The organism is Acinetobacter rudis (genome assembly GCF_000829675.1).
Lineage (GTDB): Bacteria > Pseudomonadota > Gammaproteobacteria > Pseudomonadales > Moraxellaceae > Acinetobacter > Acinetobacter rudis.
In genome coordinates this window covers 19,806-39,583 of the sequence record NZ_BBRX01000040.1, presented here as the reverse complement: position 1 = coordinate 39,583, position 19,778 = coordinate 19,806, and the positions used below count along the sequence as shown (strand labels likewise).

General features: G+C 38.7%; 18 protein-coding genes. 14 read left to right on the top strand and 4 right to left on the bottom strand.

Annotation, left to right across the window (positions count from 1 at the left end; translation table 11 throughout):
- Positions 1-45: 45 nt before the first annotated feature.
- The 4 genes from Aru01_RS11635 to Aru01_RS11620 all read left to right on the top strand — a co-directional run bounded on the left by Aru01_RS11635 (position 46) and on the right by Aru01_RS11620 (position 5,189).
- Positions 46-1,341 (top strand): MFS transporter, encoded by a 1,296-nt coding sequence (locus Aru01_RS11635; RefSeq protein WP_016657110.1) that lies wholly within the window; start codon positions 46-48, stop codon positions 1,339-1,341.
- Between the two features lie 124 nt (positions 1,342-1,465).
- Complete coding sequence (locus Aru01_RS11630) at positions 1,466-3,121, top strand: phosphoethanolamine transferase (RefSeq protein ID WP_016657109.1); 1,656 nt, start codon at positions 1,466-1,468, stop codon at positions 3,119-3,121.
- A 29-nt stretch (positions 3,122-3,150) separates the two neighbouring features.
- The gene (locus tag Aru01_RS11625; protein WP_016657108.1) at positions 3,151-3,816 is read left to right on the top strand and encodes a response regulator; all 666 of its coding nucleotides are present in this window, start codon (positions 3,151-3,153) and stop codon (positions 3,814-3,816) included.
- A 32-nt stretch (positions 3,817-3,848) separates the two neighbouring features.
- Positions 3,849-5,189 (top strand): ATP-binding protein, encoded by a 1,341-nt coding sequence (locus tag Aru01_RS11620; protein ID WP_016657107.1) that lies wholly within the window; start codon positions 3,849-3,851, stop codon positions 5,187-5,189.
- 56 nt (positions 5,190-5,245) lie between these two features.
- Here the strand turns inward: Aru01_RS11620 and Aru01_RS11615 are convergent, their stop codons facing one another.
- On the bottom strand, positions 5,246-6,007 hold the full coding sequence (locus Aru01_RS11615) for a phosphatase PAP2 family protein (protein WP_016657106.1): 762 nt from the start codon (positions 6,005-6,007) through the stop codon (positions 5,246-5,248).
- Positions 6,008-6,310: 303 nt separating this feature from the next.
- On the opposite strand from Aru01_RS11615, the gene Aru01_RS11610 reads away from it, so the two are divergent.
- The 4 genes from Aru01_RS11610 to Aru01_RS11595 all read left to right on the top strand — a co-directional run bounded on the left by Aru01_RS11610 (position 6,311) and on the right by Aru01_RS11595 (position 11,104).
- A complete protein-coding gene (locus tag Aru01_RS11610) occupies positions 6,311-7,363 on the top strand; it encodes a DUF1176 domain-containing protein (protein ID WP_016657105.1) in 1,053 nt (350 codons plus the stop codon).
- A 141-nt stretch (positions 7,364-7,504) separates the two neighbouring features.
- The gene (locus Aru01_RS11605; protein WP_016657104.1) at positions 7,505-8,563 is read left to right on the top strand and encodes a DUF1176 domain-containing protein; all 1,059 of its coding nucleotides are present in this window, start codon (positions 7,505-7,507) and stop codon (positions 8,561-8,563) included.
- Positions 8,564-9,260: 697 nt separating this feature from the next.
- Positions 9,261-10,586 carry a glycoside hydrolase family 19 protein gene (locus Aru01_RS18530; protein ID WP_016657103.1) on the top strand — a complete coding sequence of 442 codons (1,326 nt, stop codon included), beginning with the start codon at positions 9,261-9,263 and terminating at the stop codon, positions 10,584-10,586.
- Positions 10,583-11,104: a hypothetical protein gene (locus tag Aru01_RS11595; protein ID WP_016657102.1), complete on the top strand. Its 522-nt coding sequence runs from the start codon at positions 10,583-10,585 to the stop codon at positions 11,102-11,104. The genes Aru01_RS18530 and Aru01_RS11595 overlap by 4 nt, the downstream gene beginning before the upstream one ends.
- Before the next feature lie 247 nt (positions 11,105-11,351).
- On the opposite strand, the gene gatB is transcribed toward Aru01_RS11595, so the two are convergent.
- The 3 genes from gatB to gatC are packed head-to-tail and all read right to left on the bottom strand — an operon-like array spanning position 11,352 to position 14,663.
- On the bottom strand, positions 11,352-12,821 hold the full coding sequence (gene gatB, locus Aru01_RS11590) for an Asp-tRNA(Asn)/Glu-tRNA(Gln) amidotransferase subunit GatB (RefSeq protein WP_016657101.1): 1,470 nt from the start codon (positions 12,819-12,821) through the stop codon (positions 11,352-11,354).
- On the bottom strand, positions 12,821-14,299 hold the full coding sequence (gatA, locus tag Aru01_RS11585) for an Asp-tRNA(Asn)/Glu-tRNA(Gln) amidotransferase subunit GatA (RefSeq protein WP_016657100.1): 1,479 nt from the start codon (positions 14,297-14,299) through the stop codon (positions 12,821-12,823). Before gatA ends, gatB begins: the two co-directional genes overlap by 1 nt.
- 49 nt (positions 14,300-14,348) lie before the next feature.
- Positions 14,349-14,663 (bottom strand): Asp-tRNA(Asn)/Glu-tRNA(Gln) amidotransferase subunit GatC, encoded by a 315-nt coding sequence (gatC, locus tag Aru01_RS11580; RefSeq protein ID WP_016657099.1) that lies wholly within the window; start codon positions 14,661-14,663, stop codon positions 14,349-14,351.
- Between the two features lie 134 nt (positions 14,664-14,797).
- Here gatC and Aru01_RS11575 point away from each other — a divergent pair, with 134 nt between their 5' ends.
- The 6 genes from Aru01_RS11575 (at position 14,798) to Aru01_RS18460 (ending at position 19,776) form a co-directional block, all read left to right on the top strand.
- Positions 14,798-15,838, top strand: a complete 1,041-nt coding sequence (locus tag Aru01_RS11575; RefSeq protein ID WP_016657098.1) for a rod shape-determining protein — start codon at positions 14,798-14,800, stop codon at positions 15,836-15,838.
- Between the two features lie 31 nt (positions 15,839-15,869).
- Positions 15,870-16,727, top strand: a complete 858-nt coding sequence (mreC, locus tag Aru01_RS11570) for a rod shape-determining protein MreC (RefSeq protein WP_016657097.1) — start codon at positions 15,870-15,872, stop codon at positions 16,725-16,727.
- Positions 16,714-17,211, top strand: a complete 498-nt coding sequence (gene mreD, locus Aru01_RS11565) for a rod shape-determining protein MreD (protein ID WP_016657096.1) — start codon at positions 16,714-16,716, stop codon at positions 17,209-17,211. Before mreC ends, mreD begins: the two co-directional genes overlap by 14 nt.
- The gene (locus tag Aru01_RS11560) at positions 17,199-17,768 is read left to right on the top strand and encodes a Maf family protein (RefSeq protein WP_016657095.1); all 570 of its coding nucleotides are present in this window, start codon (positions 17,199-17,201) and stop codon (positions 17,766-17,768) included. Before mreD ends, Aru01_RS11560 begins: the two co-directional genes overlap by 13 nt.
- Positions 17,769-18,017: 249 nt before the next feature.
- Positions 18,018-19,472 carry a ribonuclease G gene (gene rng / locus Aru01_RS11555; RefSeq protein WP_016657094.1) on the top strand — a complete coding sequence of 485 codons (1,455 nt, stop codon included), beginning with the start codon at positions 18,018-18,020 and terminating at the stop codon, positions 19,470-19,472.
- Between the two features lie 130 nt (positions 19,473-19,602).
- Positions 19,603-19,776, top strand: coding sequence for a PA1571 family protein (locus Aru01_RS18460; protein WP_016657093.1), 174 nt, complete (start codon positions 19,603-19,605; stop codon positions 19,774-19,776).
- The last annotated feature ends 2 nt before the right edge of the window (positions 19,777-19,778 follow it).

Here is a 19,778-nt window from a genome sequence, read left to right as displayed (position 1 = left end):
CGTTATATTGAGCATCATAACGTCCATGTTGGAACATACTTGGCCATGCAACTGCACGCTAGACAGACATATTTACTGCTATTTACCCTTTATTGGGCACAAGGATTACCCGTAGGTTTTATGACCCATGCTTTACCTGTGATTTTAAGATCACAAGGGGTATCACTTGCACATATTGGTGGTTTTGGTCTGTTGATGGCGCCTTGGGCATTTAAAGTACTCTGGGCACCTTATCTAGATCGTTATGGTCATCAGAACCTTGAACATTATCGTCAGTGGGCCTTAGCAACACAGGGATTAACCATTGTGGTGCTGTTATTTCTATCTTTTTTTCCTATTCATATTTTAAATAATTCGATCTATCTACTGATTTTTTTTATTAGTTTACTTGCGATGAACATCTTAGGCGCCACCCAAGACATTGCCACCGATGCACTTGCTGTCAATCTACTCAAACCCCAACAGCAACATTGGGGTAATTTATTTCAAGTTGTAGGTTCTCGTTTAGGATTCATTGTTGGTGGTGGTGTGATTTTATGGTTGATAGATGTATTGCACTGGCAAGGTACATTTATTTTTCTGGCAGTTTTGGTTGCACTGAACAGCTTACCCATTTTAAAAACAAAGCTTGTTTCTACTCAAACAGTACATCAAGTCAAACAAAAAATATCTATACAGTCAGGCGCTTTATCAACATTATCATGGCGACAGCATCTTAAGCAGTACTTTGTCTATTTTACTGAACAACAGGAGTTACGTTATTGGTTAATCATTTTAGTGACTATAAAAGTCACAGATGGTCTATCTGGAGCAATATTAAAACCATTGATGGTCGATATGGGATTGAGTTTTAGTCAAATTGGGATATATGTCACGATGTTGGGTGCAGCAGCAGCTTTGTTGGGTGCTGCTTTAGCCAGTTATTGTTTACGCTACTTATCTCGACAACATGCTTTACTGTTATTTTCGGTGTTGAAGCTGATTAGTTTATTTGCATTTGTACTTCTAGCGCAGCGTTATGAGCAGGGAGCGGCGATTTCTACGTGGTGGGTTTATTTGGCCAATGCTTTAGAAGATTTATTTGCAGCGATGTTGCTTCTGGTTATGCTGACTTTGGTAATGCAATATAGTCGACAACACTATGCTGGAACTGACTTTAGTTTTCAAGTATCCATCATGGCTTTAGTCAGTGGTGGCTTATATAGTCTAAGTGGTTTGTTTGCTGAACAGTTAGGTTATAGTGACTATTTACTTAGTGTGGTACTTGTTGGGCTTTTATTGCTAATTCCTATTTGTGTTTGGGTGAAAAAGTCTCAAGTTTTTAAACCAAGTAATGAATAAAACGTATTTTAGTGGTCTATAAAAACAATTTTTACTCAGTAACAATAAAATTTTTAGTCAATATTAAGTTGTTTTTAAGGTTTATTTTTTAAATTAGCATGGTCATCTTGGGTCACAGTAAGTAATGCAAAAAATTATAGAAAAACTTAAATTAAGTCGCCTAGAACTGTCCGTAAGTATGCTCAGTTTTATTATTGCGGTATGGATTGGTATCTTTCTTAATCTGGCTTTCTTAGAAAAAATATATCAACTGACACCCTATGGTGGCCTTAAAGCTGCTGTATTTATTATGGCAACAGCTTGCGTGTTAATTGCTTTATATAATTTGGTATTCCAACTTTTAAACTGGAAATGGACGATCAAGTTTGTTGGAATTTTACTGCTGGTAATTGGTGGTTTTAGTGCTTATTTTGTTAGCTCTCTTGGTGTGTTGATTTCTCCTGATCAAGTCCAAAATATGATGCAGACCGATGTTGCTGAAGCAACTGACCTGATGTCATTACGTATTGTGATTTGGGCAGGATTAATGGTGGTTCTCCCTATAGTTGTACTGTGCTGGGTCAAAGTTAAATCTGAAAAGGTACAGCATATCCTACTGAAGAAGTTGCTGAGTAGTTTAGCTTCGCTTGTTGTAATCGGTGGATTATTATTTGTTTTCTATGTTGATTACGCAGCTATTTTTCGTGAAAATCGTGCAATTAAGGGTATGATTTCACCACAAAATGCGATTGCTTCGACTTATTCTTATTTTCATAAAAAAGCACCGAAAAAAAATCTCCCTGTAATGGTTTATGGTGAGGATGCTCAATTGGTCTCTACAGCACCTGCAACTGCTTTACCTAAAATGATGGTCTTGGTGGTCGGTGAAACTGCTCGTGCAGAAAGTTTTTCTTTAAACGGTTATGGTAAAAATACCAATCCAGAGCTTTCTAAGCAGCAGAATTTAGTGAATTTTAATCAAGTCAGTTCTTGTGGTACAGCAACAGCTGTTTCATTACCGTGTATGTTTTCGGGTATGCCGCGTAAGCAATATGATGATAACTTAGCCAGCCAACGTCAGGGGTTATTAGATATTGCCCAACGTGCTGGGTATAAAGTGACTTGGATTAGCAATAACTCAGGTTGTAAAGGTGTATGCACCCGAGTTGAACAATATCAAATACCTGCCGAAATTCAGCAAAAATGGTGTGCAGATGGTGAGTGTAAAGATGGTATTTTAAATGATGCTTTAGCTGCTTATATTGCTCAAATTCCCAAAGATGATCGTCAACCACGACTTATTGTTTTACATCAAATGGGTAGTCATGGGCCTGCTTATTATAAACGTACCCCTAAAGAGTATCAGCACTTTAAACCAAGCTGTGATACCAATGAGATTCAAGGGTGTAGTAAAGAGCAATTGATCAATGTTTATGACAATACGATTGTCTATACAGATCACGTATTAAATCAAGTCATTGAATTGCTAAAAAAACAGAGTAATTATCGTACAGGGTTCTTATATTTATCTGATCATGGGGAATCCACAGGTGAATCAGGTATGTACTTACACGGCGCACCGTATGCGATAGCACCAACTCAACAAACTCAAGTGCCGATGATGATGTGGTTTTCAACAGCTTGGATGGATACTGCACCTCAACAAGTGAATTGCTTGAAGAATGAACGTAATCAACAATTCAGTCATGATTATTTATTTCCAAGTTTATTAACTTTACTTGATGTAAAGTCAAAAACAATAGATGAAAATTATAATATGCTACGTCAGTGTGGTGCTTAACACTTAAAAAGTGTGAGAGGGGAACAGTTATGAAGATTTTGATGATCGAAGATGACTTTATGATCGCTGAGTCAACGGTGACTTTATTGCAATTGCATAAATTTGAGGTGCAATGGGTCAACAATGGTATAGATGGCTTAAAGTGTCTAGCACAGCAAGATTTTGATTTGGTGTTATTAGATTTAGGTTTGCCTTTGATGGATGGTATGCAAGTCCTTAAACAAATTCGTCAAAAATCAAATACACCAGTGTTGATTATTTCAGCACGTGATCAATTAGATAATCGTGTAGATGGTTTAAATCAAGGTGCTGATGATTATCTAACCAAACCCTATGAGTTTGATGAGTTATTAGCTCGCATTAATGCATTGTTTCGACGTTCAGGGCGTATGTTGCAGCAAGAGCATATTCAAAATAGACTGAGCAGCGGTGAAGTGGAACTGGATATAGAACTACATCAAGCTTCTCGTGCAGGTCTGGTGGTTGATCTGTCTAAGCGAGAATGGGCTATTTTAATTCCTTTGATGAGTTACCCTAAAAAGATATTTTCTAAAGCTGATTTGGAAGATAAACTTTATGACTTAGAAAGTGAAATAAACAGTAATACTATCGAAGTTTATATTCACCATCTACGTTCAAAATTAGGTAAAGATTTTATTCGTACAATTCGAGGGGTGGGGTACCGATTGGGTTAACCTAGCCGCTCTTTAAAATGAGTGGGCGGGCAATGATTAAACACAACTCACTTAAAAAACGGTTAATCCTTTTTTTAGCTATTTTTAATTTATTGTTGGGTGGAGTGTTATTAACCGCTGCTTATCGAATTGCATTACATGAAATTAATGAAATTCTAGATGCTCAAATGTCTTATGTTGGTGAGCGGATCGCAACCAATGTGAGACCACTACAAAGCGTTTTTGATCCTCATAAAGACTATCACGAAGAAGATCTTTTTATAGATATATGGGCCTATAAAGATCAAAGTGATATAAAACACAATCAGCATCTTTTGGTTGGACGTAAAGATCAAAAAGGATTTTATTCACACCACAATGAAAATGGTGATTGGATAGTTTATGTTTATCCAACTCAGTATTATCAAATCCAGATTAGCCAACAACTTAAGGTACGTAAAGTGCTCGCTATGGAATTAGCTGCGGGCATGATTTTTCCTTATGTATTAATTTTTCCTTTTGCACTTTTGGGATTGATTTGGATTATTCGACATAGTTTTAAACCTCTTGATCAGTTTAAGTTCGAATTGGCACAGCGCAGCTCACAAGATCTTTCTCCAATTGATTTAGATTCATATCCCAATGAATTAGCGCCAACAATTCGTGAGATGAATCAATTATTTCAGCGTATTTCTCTTACACAGCAAGAACAGAAACAGTTTATTGCAGATGCTGCGCATGAGTTACGCACCCCAATTACAGCATTAAATTTACAAACTAAGATTTTATTAAGTGAATCACCAGAAGATCGAAACTTAAAAAATCTGAGTATGGGGCTCGCACGTATTAAACATTTAGTGACTCAGTTGTTAGCTTTAGCCAAACAAGATGCGACCGTAAATTTAAGAGAATATTATTGTCAGCTCAGTTTGAATGAGATCACGGTACAGTGCATTGAACAGTTAATGAACTTTGCTGTTGAAAAAGAAATTGATATGGGCTTTTTAACCAACGAAGTTGTTGAGATGAATAGTATTGAGCATTCATTACATTCGATTATTTACAATTTACTGGATAACGCCATTAAATATAGCCCTAGAGGTGGAGTGATTAACGTGTCGATTGATCGACCTAATCAACAGTATGTAAGATTAACTATTGAAGACAGTGGGGCAGGTTTAGAACCAGAACAATATGAACAGGTTCTAAAACGATTTTACCGAGTAAATCATCATTTAGAGGTAGGCAGTGGTTTGGGGTTATCAATTGTTGATAGGGCGATACAACAGCTGGAAGGAGAAATTCAATTTAGTCGCAGTCATGATCTTGGGGGATTATCTGTCGTTGTGATTTTGCCCACCAATACGACACAATCCGTTGAGCAGAGCAGTTAAACAAAGCAAGAATGAACTTATCAATTGGGTCTTGGTTTTTGATCCTATGAAGAACTCTATTGGTTTTTAGATCGTTGCAATACGTTCTCTAGCGGATTGATCAGTAGATTTATACGAGGATGATTTTGTGGTATTGGTTGAAGTTTTTCTGGGAACTTATAAGCAAGTAAAGCAAAAACTGCGCTGTTGGCAGCATAAATAATCCAAGCACTCCATAAGTTATGACTCAGAAAATGTTGACCACGCATCATTTGTCCCCAACCTAAAATAAAGCCAGTGCCGAGTCCTACCATAAGAAACATCGATGCATATTTATGTCGACTGAGTCTAAAAACGAAGAAGCCTGTCATCAAGGCAAAACCTGTACTTGCATGTCCACCAGGAAAGCAATGCCCATTTGTTGAAGAGAAGTCCCAAATAAGTCCGCGAGAGCTGTCTTGTAACATATTGATCGGGCAGGCGTGACTTGATTGAGACTTCATGAATCCAATCAGTGCGGTGGAGATGCCACTCATTAAAAACATATAGGCATAAAGAAAACGCTGTGATTTTAACTTAGGAATAAAAAAGGAAAAAATCCATAAAAATAAAAAAATTGAATAAACGAAGATGAGTATGTATTTGAAAATATCGTGATTCCAGTAGTTTAAATACCAGTTGTCATTTAAATAAAACTGTCCCATTGAATTGATCCAAGGCTGCATAAGTAGCTGGTCTATACGGCCTCCAATGGGTATAAAAAAACTTAAAATACCAAAGCTGCAAATTAAAATTAACGCATCTCTTTGTAGTAAATGTTTTGGAAAAGATAGGTTCATGGCACAGATTTAGTTAAATTATCTGAGTCGAATTGCAACATTGCAGGCTTAAATATTTCTTAATTTATTGTGTTCTGTTGTAAGTAAGACTGAGCAGTTTGTAAGTTAGTGATGAAGTTGGGGGCATCTAAAAAATAAAGCTAAAATACCAGCGATAGCGCTAATGTGATTGGAGGCAGCGTATAAACATTGCGATCTACCTACGCTGAGATTGAATGTTATGTGGTTGACTGATGGTGTTAGCAGATCATCTTGGATTAAGATATTCAATAGACTTGAGAAGACAAACAATTAGGATCGTAAATGAATTATAAAACAACATGTTTACTGGGCTTAGGTGTCGTACTGTTTTCTACTACAGTGGCAGCTCAAGCTATTGAAGGGATTGAATTTAGACATCAGGATTGGGAGTTGTTTTGCAGTAATACTGGAACTTGCCAAGCTGCAGGTTATCAAGAAAGTGATGGGGAACAAGCGGTTTCAATTTTACTGACGCGTAAAGCAGGCCCAAATCAAGCGGTTCAAGGACGAGTGGCGATTGGTGATTATGAGGAAACAGAAGACAGCAGTCGGCTGAAGAATCTTCAATTTTATGTCAACGGTCAGCCTTATGGGAAAATTAACGGGGATTTTAGTCAAAGCACCACACTCGCGTTAACGAAGACGCAAGTGGATGCCCTTTTGCGACAGAGTAAAAGTGATGCTGATATTATTATTAAAAATCAAAACTACCAATGGCAAGTTTCCAGCAAAGGAATGACTGCGGCCTTACTGAAAATGGATGATTTTCAAGGCCGAGTTGGAACGGTTGGGGCGCTGGTTAAAAAGGGTTCAAATAATGAGTCCAAAGTTTTAGTAGCACAGCCCAAACTTGTTGTGAAAAAAGTACTCACACAGAAAACAGCTGTTGTGCTTAAACCAGATCATGCAGATTATGACAAAATGCTTAAACGTATACTCACTGCTCTTCCAGCAGAGCAAACTGGTGATTGTGATGCAAAATATTTCAACGACGAGCCTCGCGATATCGAGCTGTATTCACTTGGAGACAAGCGACAGTTGGCAATGACCTTATGCTGGCGTGGGGCCTACAATGCTGGATTTGGTGCTTGGTTGCTCGATGACCGTCAGGGACAAAAAACACAGTTTATTACCGATCAAGCAACAGATTTTGATCGTGGTGAGTTATCTGGAGCACACAAAGGCCGAGGGATGGGCGATTGCTGGGTTAGTTATCAATGGATTTGGAATGGGCAGGACTTTGTCCAAACGGTAGACCGTTGGAGTGGCATGTGCCGTATGGTTGCTGCTGGAGGAGTTTGGGAATTGGATCGGATTGAAGCGATTGTAAAGTGATGGATGACATAGCATTGCTTATTTGAAAATTGATCAAACTAATAAGTAGTTTTTAGTCGTGTATGTTAATGTTTTTATGATATTTTTAACTGGATTACTGATCTTGTCATGCAATCTGCAATGCAATAAGAGGACGAAAAAATGCATTATAAAATATCTCATTGTATCGGTTTGCTGGCGCTAGCTTTGAGTAGCACGATTTATGCGAAACCCATACAAGGTATTGAGTTTTCGCATAATGATTGGGAACTGGTCTGCAGTAATACTGGAACATGCCAAGCTGCAGGTTATCAGGAGTTCGATGGCAATGAGCCTGTATCACTCTTATTGGTTCGTAAGGCCGGTGCAAAACAGGCAGTACGTGGTCAAGTTGCGATTGCTGATTTTGGTGAAGAATATCCAGCTAACTCACTTAAAAATATTCGACTTTATATCGATGATAAAGACCAAGGTTTGATTAACGGCGATTTTAGTCAAAAAACAGTGCTTGATCTGAGTCAACCACAGGTCGATGCGATCCTTAAGAAAAGCCGAGAAAATGTCAGTATTGTTTTAAAAAATCAGCATTATCACTGGCAGGTTTCTAGTAATGGCTTGACCGCAGTACTGTTAAAAATGGATGATTTTCAAAAGCGTGTTGGGACTACGGGTGCTTTGGTTAAAAAAGGCACGCTTGATGAGTCTAAAGTTCTTGCTGCCCAGCCTAAATTTGTGGTGAAACACGTGAAGACTCCAGCAAAACCGATTCGTGAAATTAAACCAGATCAGACTGCATATCAAAAGATGCTAGAAAGATTGATGACAGCGACATCAAAAGATCATGGAGATGACTGTAGTGATGAATATTGGAAAGATGATCCTCGTACAATTCAACTCTATCGTTTAAATGATCAGCAGCAGCTAGCAACGATGCTGTGTTGGCGTGGAGCCTACAATGAGGGGCTGGGTGTCTGGTTATTGGACAATCGCTCTGGTGTAAATCAAACTCAATTGATTACTGATCAGGCCACTGAATTTAATTCAGGTGAAATTTATGGATCACAAAGAGGCCGCGGACCTGCAGATTGTATTGCAAGCTATCAATGGATTTGGGATGGTCAAAAATTTGTTCAGACTTTAGATCGGTGGTCTGGAAAATGTCGGGGGGTAGCACTCGGAGGGGTTTGGGAATTAGATCGGATTGAAGCTATAGTCAAATAATGGATCACGTGTATTGAGATGAGCCTGTAAATAAGACTGTATAAAAATTTGGTTATATGGTTTTAACTCATTGATTTTAATTTGAAAAATTTGATGGAGACTGCCCTAAGTACTCGCTAAAGCTCAATCATGAAGCAAGGGCTGTACAGTTGCTTTGTTCCGTTAATCTCGTTCATATGTACCAAGAAGCTTTGTCATCAGAAAAGCTAGAGCAAAATTTTAATCTGTTGCGAGGTTGGCATCGTCATCTAAGTTAAAAGCTACAACTAAAAACATAAAACTGCCAATATATAGGAACTATTTGAATACAATTGAACAAAATAATCAGATTCTTATAAATAAAGAGATAGCAATGGGCGGAAAAATTGTACTCAGAGCTGGACAGCATAAATTTGAAAGTGGGGGAAAGTTGTTTCTCCTGTGACGGTACTAGCTACAGCACCTAATGATTGTATGGGTAAATTCTTTATTCCTACGAGAGCTGACTCAATAAAAAGCAACCTTATAGTTGACAGTTCTACTTATATTTGGGGGCTTTGAGCTGATGATCATAAGTCTATTTTCTTGAAAATATTGAATCAAATAGTTCAGAAGAAACGATTAAAACCAATCACTTTTATATACAGAGTAATCAAACTAAGCCATTGTTCATTTTTGTGCGGATTTACCTATGATGAAGAGAGGATTGAAGAGTTAAATGGCTGATTTTATAAATGTAAATGTTCTAATTCTGGACTCTAATAACAAAAAATTTAAAGGTTTTCCTTTTAAGGGGAGATTTTCTAATGAAACTGTGCAAAAACAAAAAATATGTGATGAGAATGGAATTTGTAAATTAACTTTAAAAGTAGGTACTTCTTATAGAATTTCTGTTTTAAAACCTGATGATAGTTATCAAGAAAAATTGGTGATTAATGCGACAGAAAATTTAAATAATAGTACTCAAAAAATTGTTTTAGATGATCCAGTTAATTCATATTTAGCATTGATCACTTTGACAGCTAAAGATATTAGTACTCCTCCACAAGCTGTACCTAAGGCACAAATTCAAATTAGTTATATGGGGGAAACTAGTATTCGTGATATGGATGACTCAGGTATTGTTAAACTTAGGATATTGATTGGCGAGCCTTTACAATACCAACTTGTGGACCCGATTTCTAAAAAACCGATGCAGGGTACACATTTAGATGAAACTATAGCTAAAAAAATGAAAAATGAGGTAACAGTAGTCCAGCCATCAATTAGAGCAGACTCTAGTTTAGAAACGAATAAACCTGATACAACTACATCTGAAACGCCTAAAAGTAATATGACAATTACTATAGAACAAATGCAAAAAATGTGGCCAGGTGTTTCTTCATCAAAAATGCAACCTGTTTTGGATGAATTAAATATAGGCTTAAAAACATATAAGCTTGATACTCGATTAAGACAGGCTCATTTTATGGCGCAAGCTTTTGCAGAAATGGGACCTGAATTTAAATTACGAGAAAATATTGCTGGGTATAGTGAAAAATCATTGATTAAATATATGGGGTACTATCAAAAGCATCCTGATGAAGCAAAAAAAGATGCTGCAATAAAAAATAGAGAGCTGAAAGAAAAAACGATTTGTAATAAAGCTTATATGGATATTAATAGATCTAAGAATAGAGCATTAGGTAATGTTAAAGACGGTGATGGTTATAAATATATAGGCCGAGGAATGAAACAATTGACAGGTCGATTTAACTATACATTTTTCAATAAATTTTATAAAAAAGCTTGGCCCAATGAGGAGCTTGATTTTATAGAAAATCCAGAATTAGTTGAACAAGCCAAATATGCGGCTAGAACTGCTTTAGTCTATTGGTTGGCAAATAAGTTGTATGATCTAGCTGATCAAGGAGCTACAGCTTCAGATGTAGATAATGTTACAAAGGGAGTAAATGCGGGAGCTACAAAAGATATATTGGATGCAAGACGATTATATTTTGTAAAAGCCAAAACAATTTTTAAAGATGCTGAGAATAAAAAATGAATAAAGTAAAATCAATTTTTTTACTTTTATTTCTTAGTATAGGGACGATTGCTTCATATGCTGAGGAATTAGTGTGTGATGTAAATAGCACTCAACTATCAATATATAAAAAAGCTGATTTCAGAGTAGTTAGTGCAGTTTGTCATAATGATAATCCATACATACTAAACTATTTAGTTAATGATAAACAAAAGATTTTTATTAATAAATATAGTTTAGATGTGGGTAAATGGATACCAAAATTGGAGGCTGTTAGTGTTTATAAAAAACTTGGGAAATCTCCATTATTGATAACGATACATACTCAGTATTGGGATACACCGACTATTTCAGGTATTTCGTATGATATTAATTTATATGAAATACTTAATAAAGATGGAGAAATTAAATTGATTGATATAACTGAAAAACTTGGGGGAAATCAAAGTGGTCTAGATGGAGAGTCAGATCAAAAAATGACTTTTAAGCTCAAGGATATTGCCTCAATTAAAAAATGGTTGGACAAAAATTATAAATAGCTTGATGCTTTTAAATATAGTTTTAGCCTTATTTCAAAGTCGGGCAACTTTGCAACTTAGAGTTTTTAATCATGACCAGTAAACAGAGTAAAGTATTCACCATCAATATTTTTTAGGGTCGATTTGGCAGTAGTCATCAGTTTTTTCTTTGACATTATTTGGCTCAAATCAGTAATAGTTTTATTGAGACAAAAAAAGTGAGGATAGGTATCCTCACTTTTTAATCAATGCTAGGTTATAGCTAACATTAATCCAATAACTGTTTCATTAATTGGTTCACTTGAGCAGGGTTGGCTTTACCACGTGATGCTTTCATCACTTGACCAACAAGACCATTGAAAGCTTTTTCTTTACCAGATTTGTATTCTTCAACCATTTTTTCATTGGCTGCTAATACTTCCTTAATAATCGCTTCAATAGCACCTGTATCAGTTTCTTGCTTTAAGCCTTTTTCTGCAATAATGGCATCTGCAGTTTGACCTTCAGATTCCCACATAAAGCCAAATACTTGTTTTGCAATTTTACCGCTAATGGTGTTGTCGATAATGCGTGCCACCATACCACCAAGCTGCTCAGCAGATACAGGAGAATCTGTGATTTCAAGGCCTGCTTTATTGAGTGCACCTGAGAATTCACCCATAACCCAGTTCGCTGCTATTTTAGCATGTGCAGCACCGCCTGCTGTGGCAACAACAGTTTCATAGAAATCTGCCATTTCACGTGAAAGCGTGAGTACATGAGCATCGTAATCAGAGATTCCATACTCACTGATGAAGCGTGCACGGCGCGCAACAGGAAGTTCTGGTAACTCTGCACGAATACGTTCGATTTGTTCATCAGAAATAATCACAGGCAATAAGTCTGGATCAGGGAAGTAACGGTAGTCGTTTGCTTCTTCTTTAGAACGCATTGAACGCGTTTCCATTTTGTTTGGATCAAACAAACGGGTCTCTTGAGTAATGCTGCCACCAGATTCCAAGATATCCATTTGACGTTCAATCTCAACATTGATCGCACGTTCAATAAAACGGAAAGAGTTAATGTTTTTTAATTCACAACGTGTACCAAACTCATCACCAGGGCGACGTAGAGATACGTTACAGTCACAGCGGAACGAACCTTCTGCCATGTTACCATCAGAGATGCCTAACCAGCGTACTAGACCATGAATCGCTTTCACATAAGCAACAGCTTCTTCAACAGAACGCATATCTGGTTCAGAAACGATTTCAAGCAATGGCGTACCTGCACGGTTTAAGTCAATACCGGTCATACCTGCGAAGTCTTCGTGTAACGATTTACCCGCATCTTCTTCAAGATGAGCTCGGGTAATTCCAATACGTTTGCTGCTGCCATCATCAAGTTTGATGTCAATATGGCCCAAACCGACAATTGGATTGTCCATTTGGCTGATTTGATAGCCTTTAGGGGAGTCAGGATAAAAATAGTTTTTACGAGCAAATACTGAAGCTTTGTCGATATAAGCATCCACACCTAGACCAAAGCGAATTGCTAAATCAACGACAGCTTGGTTGAGTACAGGTAAAACGCCTGGCATAGCCAAGTCAACGAGGCAAGCTTGAGTGTTTGGGTCTTGGCCAAATTCAGTTGAAGCACCTGAGAAAATTTTGGTATTGGTCATGAGTTGGGTGTGAATCTCTAAACCAATAACCACTTCCCAGCCATCAATAAGCTTGGATTTTTGCGCTTCAGCCATTATGCATTCTCCTCAGCAATTGCCGCACGTTGTGTATGCCAATCTGTGTGTTGTTGGTATTGATGTACAATCGACAACAACTGTGATTCAGACCAATAGTTACCAATTAACTGTAGGCCAACTGGAAGTTTGTTTTGGTCAAAGCCAACTGGGGCATTGATTGCAGGTAGACCAGCAAGGTTCACTGCGATGGTATAGATATCACCAAGATACATTTCAACTGGATCTAATGATGCGCCAATCTTATATGCTGTTGTTGGTGCAGATGGTGCAGCAATCACATCTACTTGTGCGAAAGCATTGAGGAAGTCTTGTTGAATTAAGCGACGTACCTTCTGTGCTTTAACATAGTATGCATCATAATAACCTGCTGAAAGAGCATAAGTTCCAATCAAAATACGACGTTGAACTTCAGCACCAAAACCTTCAGAGCGTGAACGGTTATAAAGATCTAATAAGTTGGTTGGGTTTTCACAACGATAACCATAACGTACACCATCATAACGCGATAGGTTAGAAGATGCTTCAGCAGGTGCAATCAAGTAATAGGTCGGCACATAGCTTTCAACCATATTAAGATCAATCTCGACCAGCGTTGCTCCAAGCTGTTCAAGTTGTTTGAGTGATTCTTCCACACGTGCTTTGACTTGAGCATCAAGACCAGCAACGTTGAAGTATTGCTTAGGAATACCAATACGCAAGCCTTTGATTGAAGTCGCATCTAAATCAGCAACATAGTCGTCAACTGCTTTGTCCATTGAGGTCGAGTCTTTTGCATCATGACCTGCCATGGTGTTCATCAGAAAAGCACAGTCTTCTGCAGAGCGGGCCATAGGACCTGCTTGATCTAATGATGAAGCAAATGCCACGATACCAAAACGTGAAACTCGTCCATATGTAGGTTTAAGACCTGTAAGACCACAAAACGATGCAGGCTGACGGATTGAACCACCCGTATCTGTACCTGTTGCAAATGGGGCAAGATCTGCTGCAACAACCGCTGCAGAACCACCAGATGAACCACCAGGAACATGTTCTAAATTCCAAGGGTTACGTGTAGCACCATAGTATGAGCTTTCAGAGGTTGAGCCCATCGCAAACTCATCCATGTTGACTTTACCTAAAGTCACCAGACCTGCTTGTTTAGCTTTACTGACCACAGTTGCATCATAAGGAGAGATGAAGTTATCCAACATTTTTGAACCAGCAGAGGTACGAATACCTTGAGTACAAAAAATGTCTTTGTGTGCAAGTGGGATACCTGTCAGTTGCGTAGCTTGGCCAGCTTTGCGTGCTGCATCAGCTGCATCAGCTTCGCTGAGTGCTTGTTCTGGGGTAACCGTAACATAGGATTTAACTTGTGGATCAATACGAGCAATACGATTTAAATAGTGTTGTGTCAATTCACGTGATGAAAATTGTGAACTAGCCAAGCCTTCAGCCATTTCACGTATAGATAAGCGATGAAAATCAGTCATGAGTAAATTCTTTAGGTTTAAATGTAAAAATAAGTTAGTTGGCCTAATTTTATTCAATTACACGTGGAACAAGATACAAACCTTGTTGAACAGCAGGGGCAACAGCTTGATATTCATCACGATGGTTCGATTCAATTACACGGTCTTCACGTAAAGGCTGGGCATGGTCAAATGGACTTTTTATAGGTTCGATTCCCTCGGTATCGATACTTTTTAAATGCTCCATCATTGCTAAAATCTTATTTAAACTCTGCGCGTATTCACTAGATTGTGTATCATCTAGCGACAACCGCGCAAGGTTGGCAATACTTGAAACATTTTGTGCATTTAATTGTGCAGAATGCTGTGCATCTGGTGTTGACATAACATCTCACCTAATCAGTTTTAAAAAAAATCAAAATATCATGCCTTATGATAAGCGATTGACTTGTTCAAAGCATCACATTTAGTTAAAGTTGCCATCTTGCGTCTATATAAAAGTTTAACTGGGAAAGACCCGTGATTCTAAAACGACTAATTGGCCTGTTTTCGCCAGATCTTGCGATTGACTTAGGTACTGCAAATACGCTCATTTATGCACCAGGACGGGGCATTATTCTAAACGAACCTACAGTGGTTGCTATTCGCCACAGTGGTTCACAAAAAATAGTTGCGGCTGTGGGCCTAGACGCTAAGCAAATGCTTGGACGTACACCGGCAAACATCTCAGCTATTCGTCCTATGAAAGATGGCGTGATTGCAGACTTTGAAGTTACAGAAACGATGCTGAACCAATTTATTGGTAAAGTACATGAAAAAAGACTATTTCCGCCAGCACCTCGTGTTGTGGTTTGCGTTCCTTGTAAATCAACTTTAGTTGAGCGTCGTGCGATTCGTGAGGCTGTATTCAATGCAGGTGCTCGTGATGTACGTTTAATTGAAGAGCCAATGGCTGCTGCGATTGGTGCGGGTATGCCTGTAGAGCAAGCGTGTGGTTCAATGGTAGTGGATATCGGTGGTGGTACAACCGAGATTGCCATTATTTCATTACAAGGCTGTGTCTATGCTGATTCATTACGTATAGGCGGTGATGTGTTTGATGAACAAATCATATATTACGTGCGTAAGGCACATGGTTGTGTGATTGGTGAAACAACTGCAGAAATCATCAAAAAAGAAGTGGGTATGGCCATTTCAGATGGTACGGTTTTAGAGATTGAAGTCCGTGGTCGTAACTTAGCTGAAGGTGTGCCACGTGCAATCACTGTGACTTCTGATGAAGTGACACAGGCAATCACTGATCCGCTACAAAGTATCGTGAGTGCAGTTAAGTCAGCACTTGAGCAAACTCCACCTGAACTTTCTTCGGATATTGCAGAGCGTGGAATTGTCTTAACCGGTGGTGGTGCATTACTACGTAATTTAGACAAATTGCTTTCACAAGAAACTGGCCTACCTGTAATGGTTGCTGAAGATCCACTGGCTTGTGTTACACGTGGTGGTGGTAAGGTGCTTGAGTTCTTTGATAACCCTAATCATGATATGTTGTTTGTCGGGTAAGTTAGACAATTAGATAAGGTGAGGCGGTGCGGTGCAACCCAATCTTTTTTCAAGACAACCGCCATCTTTTCGCTCTTTCATCATTGCGGTAATCACATGTTTCGTTGTGCTGTTTTTTAACTGGCGTATGCCACATGTGATTCAACCAGCAAGGGATGTTTTGTATGCTGCATATAATCCGATTTATGTACTTGCAAGTTATCCAGTGTTATCGAAAGAATGGCTGAACCAACAAACAAAATCAGAAGTACAGCTACGTCGTGAAAACACAGCGATGCAAGCTGAGTTGCTTCAGGCGAAAGTGCGTCTACAAAAGCTCTCCGAGTTATCTGCTGAAAACACACGTTTGCGTGGTTTATTGGATACACCATTGATTATTGATGGTCGTATGGAAATTGCTGAGGTGATTGGTACAGACGCTGATCCATTAAGGCATATTATCGTGATTAACCGCGGTTCAAATAGTCAGTTGAAAGTGGGGCAGACAGTGCTCGATGATCAAGGGATTATGGGGCAAATTATCAATGTCTCTTCACATAGCAGTCGTGTCATGCTGTTATCAGATAAAGAGCACTCATTATCAGTGCGTTTAGAGCGCTCAGGTATGCGTGCCATTGTTTCTGGTACAGGTGATCTAGGCCGACTTAAAATGGAGTATGTGCCAACAAGTGCCAATATTAAAGTGGGAGACAAAGTGATTAGTTCTGGTTTAGGACAACATTTTCCTGCAGGTTATTTGGTGGGGACAGTGTCTAAAATACAACGTCATACTTCTGGTGAATTTGCGAGCATTGAAGTTCTTCCTGCAGCACAGTTGGCGGGTGGACACCATGTCGTGGTATTGTTTTCAGACTCCCTAGCGATGGAGCAGCCTTATGCAAATCGCTAAAAGATTACCTTCTAATGTACAACGCAAAGATCCTTTTTTGATCATTGTGCTGAGTGTTGTGATTGCATCGGTGTTGGTGGTTTATCCATTAAATTACTCTGTTGCAGCATGGCGCCCGTTGTTTATGTTGCTGGTTGTTTTATTTTGGAGTCTATGTCAACCGATATGGTGTGGTATATGGTTTGCTTTTTCTGTGGGGCTATATACTGACTTGCTCTTAGACGCACCACTTGGGCTTAATGCATTGAGTTATGTATTAATCGTTTTTATTGCGCGATATTTTATCCGTGAAAAACGTGTGCTGACGTTTGCTAACCTTTGGATCATTGTGGCAATTGCATGTTTTGTGCATATCGCATTTATACATATTGCTCAAGTGATGGGAGGGATACCATTTTCGATTACTCGACATTGGATGCCTTTGCTAAGTAGCGTATTATTTTGGCCAATTTTGTATTATTTATTAAAAAGATGGCGAATTTAATTTTAGCGTCAGGGTCGGCGCGACGTCGCGAATTATTACAACAACTTGGCTTGGATTTTCATATTTTAAGTCCAGATATTGACGAGTCGCTACATAATAATGAATCTGTTGCAGATTATGTGCAGCGACTCGCCAAACAAAAGGCCCAAGCTGTTTTAAAGCAGCATGCTGGGGCCGTTGTGATAGCGGCAGACACCAGCGTTTCAATCTCAAATCAGATTTTGGGTAAACCACATGATCGAGAACATGCATTTGCTATGTGGTCGATGTTGTCGGGAAAGACACATGAGGTATACAGTGGAGTGTGTGTGGCCTCTGACACGATGCTAAGAAGTATTGTGGTTAAAACAGAAGTTGAGTTTCAAGTACTTCACCAATCTGATATGCAATACTATTGGAACAGTGGTGAACCTTTGGGGAAAGCTGGTGCTTATGCGATCCAAGGGATTGCTGCACAGTATATTCCACGTATAGTGGGAAGTTATAGCAATGTTGTAGGTTTACCCTTACATGAAACTGTACAGTTGCTAAAAGAATTTGATGTATTGGAATTATAGAGTACTTGGCCTTTACTGAGGATACCTGTAAAGGAGAGGGAGCTGATGAGCAAAGCCAATGCCGCTTGGGGATTGGCGCAGTAGTCTCAATCACATGCGTAATATTATTGGAATGAGGAACATGGAGTAACAACACAAAAAATATGCAAGATGATAGGGAAAGCAGTGTGTTCGCATTGTTCTTAGCATAAACTGTTACTACAGATACTCTCAAATACTTGAAAAGATTTTTTTTATTTGAGCTTGATTATGTCTGATGAATTATTAATTAATGTCACACCGATGGAATGTCGTGTGGCATTGGTTGAAAATGGGACCGTCAATGAATTGTTTGTTGAACGTAGTGTAAAACGTGGATTGGTTGGAAATATTTATAAAGCCAAAGTGGTCCGTGTATTACCAGGAATGCAAGCAGCATTTGTTGATATTGGTTTATCTCGAACTGCATTTTTACACATCAATGATATGGTGTGGCCTCGTAATCAGCCTACCCCAAATGTTTATGAGCTTTTACAACCAGGACAAATCCTGACAGTACAAGTGATGAAGGACATGTTAGGCACTAAAGGTGCACGTTTAAGTACGGATCTTTCTATTCCTTCGCGTTATTTAGTTCTCATGCCTTTTGGTAACTATATTGGTGTATCTCAACGTATTGAGTCAGAAACTGAGCGTGAACGGTTACGTGGCATCATTGAGAATATTCAAAAAGAACATCAGCTTCCGGGCAGTGTCATTGTACGTACTGCTGCTGAAGGTGTGGATGAGGCTGCAATTGCCCGTGATATGTGTTATCTCGCCAAACTTTGGGAATATATACAGAAAAAACAACGAAGTATTGTTGTTCCTTCGCTTATTTTTGAAGAGCTGCCTTTACCTCAGCGCGTGATCCGTGATCTTGTCAGTGAGAAAACCGCTAAAATCTATGTAGATTCACGTGAAATTCACGCAAAGCTACAAGATTTTGTCCGCGAATTTGTACCGACTGCTGAAAATCGACTATTTCACTACCCTGGTGAGCGTCCGATCTTTGACTTATATAATGTTGAAGAAGACGTACAAAAGGCCTTACAAACTCGTGTGGCGTTGAAGTCTGGCGGTTATCTGATGATTGATCAGACTGAGGCAATGACCACGATTGATGTCAACACTGGCTCATATGTTGGTGGGCGTAGTTTAGAGGACACTGTTTTTAAAACCAATATGGAAGCAACCCAAGTGATTGCACGTCAATTAAGACTGCGTAACTTGGGAGGAATCATCATTATTGATTTTATTGACATGCAAGAAGCATCGCATCGTGATGATGTTTTGATGCAATTTGAAAAAATGCTTGAACGTGATCATGCTAAAACCAAAATTACCCAAGTTTCAGAATTGGGCTTGGTGGAAATGACACGTAAGCGAACCCGCGAATCATTAGAACATTTGCTTTGTGAGTCTTGTCCAACCTGTCAAGGACGGGGTTATGTGAAAACTGCCGAGACAGTATGTTACGAAATCTTTCGAGAGATCTTAAGATATGCCCGAGCTTTTGAGTCTCAGAGTGGCTTTACTGTTATTGCTCATCCACAGGTAATTGACCGCCTTTTAACTGGAGAAGCTGCTGCAGTCGCTGATTTAGAGCATTTCATTGATCGTGTTATCAAATTCCAAGTGGAAAATCTTTATACGCAAGAGCAATATGATGTCATTCTCTCATGAAATTGTAACGAGTTATCGCTTAATCCTTGTTACAACTGAAATTTTACATTGACTGGCGTTTTTACAATACTAGTCTCTGTGAATAGCCATAGACACATCAAATAAATTGTCTTAGCAAGTGAGGTCAAAAATGAATTTAGCTGAAAATGTAGTTGCACGTGAGGGTCGTTGTATTGTTGAGCCTCAAAATCAAAACACCTGTGTGATGTTGGATGAAAATGGTCAAGAAATTAACATTACCAAAGATATGGTGGTTAGTGTTTGTCAAGAACTGTTAAATCAATGTCGAAACATTCAAAGCTAAGG

Bases quoted from the DNA above. Each gene is read 5' to 3' on its own strand.
- Aru01_RS11635 (WP_016657110.1), top strand. From the start codon at position 46: ATGCAACTGCACGCTAGACAGACATATTTACTGCTATTTACCCTTTAT.
- Aru01_RS11630 (WP_016657109.1), top strand. From the start codon at position 1,466: ATGCAAAAAATTATAGAAAAACTTAAATTAAGTCGCCTAGAACTGTCC.
- Aru01_RS11625 (WP_016657108.1), top strand. From the start codon at position 3,151: ATGAAGATTTTGATGATCGAAGATGACTTTATGATCGCTGAGTCAACG.
- Aru01_RS11620 (WP_016657107.1), top strand. From the start codon at position 3,849: ATGATTAAACACAACTCACTTAAAAAACGGTTAATCCTTTTTTTAGCT.
- Aru01_RS11615 (WP_016657106.1), bottom strand. From the start codon at position 6,007: ATGAACCTATCTTTTCCAAAACATTTACTACAAAGAGATGCGTTAATT.
- Aru01_RS11610 (WP_016657105.1), top strand. From the start codon at position 6,311: ATGAATTATAAAACAACATGTTTACTGGGCTTAGGTGTCGTACTGTTT.
- Aru01_RS11605 (WP_016657104.1), top strand. From the start codon at position 7,505: ATGCATTATAAAATATCTCATTGTATCGGTTTGCTGGCGCTAGCTTTG.
- Aru01_RS18530 (WP_016657103.1), top strand. From the start codon at position 9,261: ATGGCTGATTTTATAAATGTAAATGTTCTAATTCTGGACTCTAATAAC.
- Aru01_RS11595 (WP_016657102.1), top strand. From the start codon at position 10,583: ATGAATAAAGTAAAATCAATTTTTTTACTTTTATTTCTTAGTATAGGG.
- gatB (WP_016657101.1), bottom strand. From the start codon at position 12,821: ATGGCTGAAGCGCAAAAATCCAAGCTTATTGATGGCTGGGAAGTGGTT.
- gatA (WP_016657100.1), bottom strand. From the start codon at position 14,299: ATGACTGATTTTCATCGCTTATCTATACGTGAAATGGCTGAAGGCTTG.
- gatC (WP_016657099.1), bottom strand. From the start codon at position 14,663: ATGTCAACACCAGATGCACAGCATTCTGCACAATTAAATGCACAAAAT.
- mreD (WP_016657096.1), top strand. From the start codon at position 16,714: ATGCAAATCGCTAAAAGATTACCTTCTAATGTACAACGCAAAGATCCT.
- Aru01_RS11560 (WP_016657095.1), top strand. From the start codon at position 17,199: ATGGCGAATTTAATTTTAGCGTCAGGGTCGGCGCGACGTCGCGAATTA.
- rng (WP_016657094.1), top strand. From the start codon at position 18,018: ATGTCTGATGAATTATTAATTAATGTCACACCGATGGAATGTCGTGTG.
- Aru01_RS18460 (WP_016657093.1), top strand. From the start codon at position 19,603: ATGAATTTAGCTGAAAATGTAGTTGCACGTGAGGGTCGTTGTATTGTT.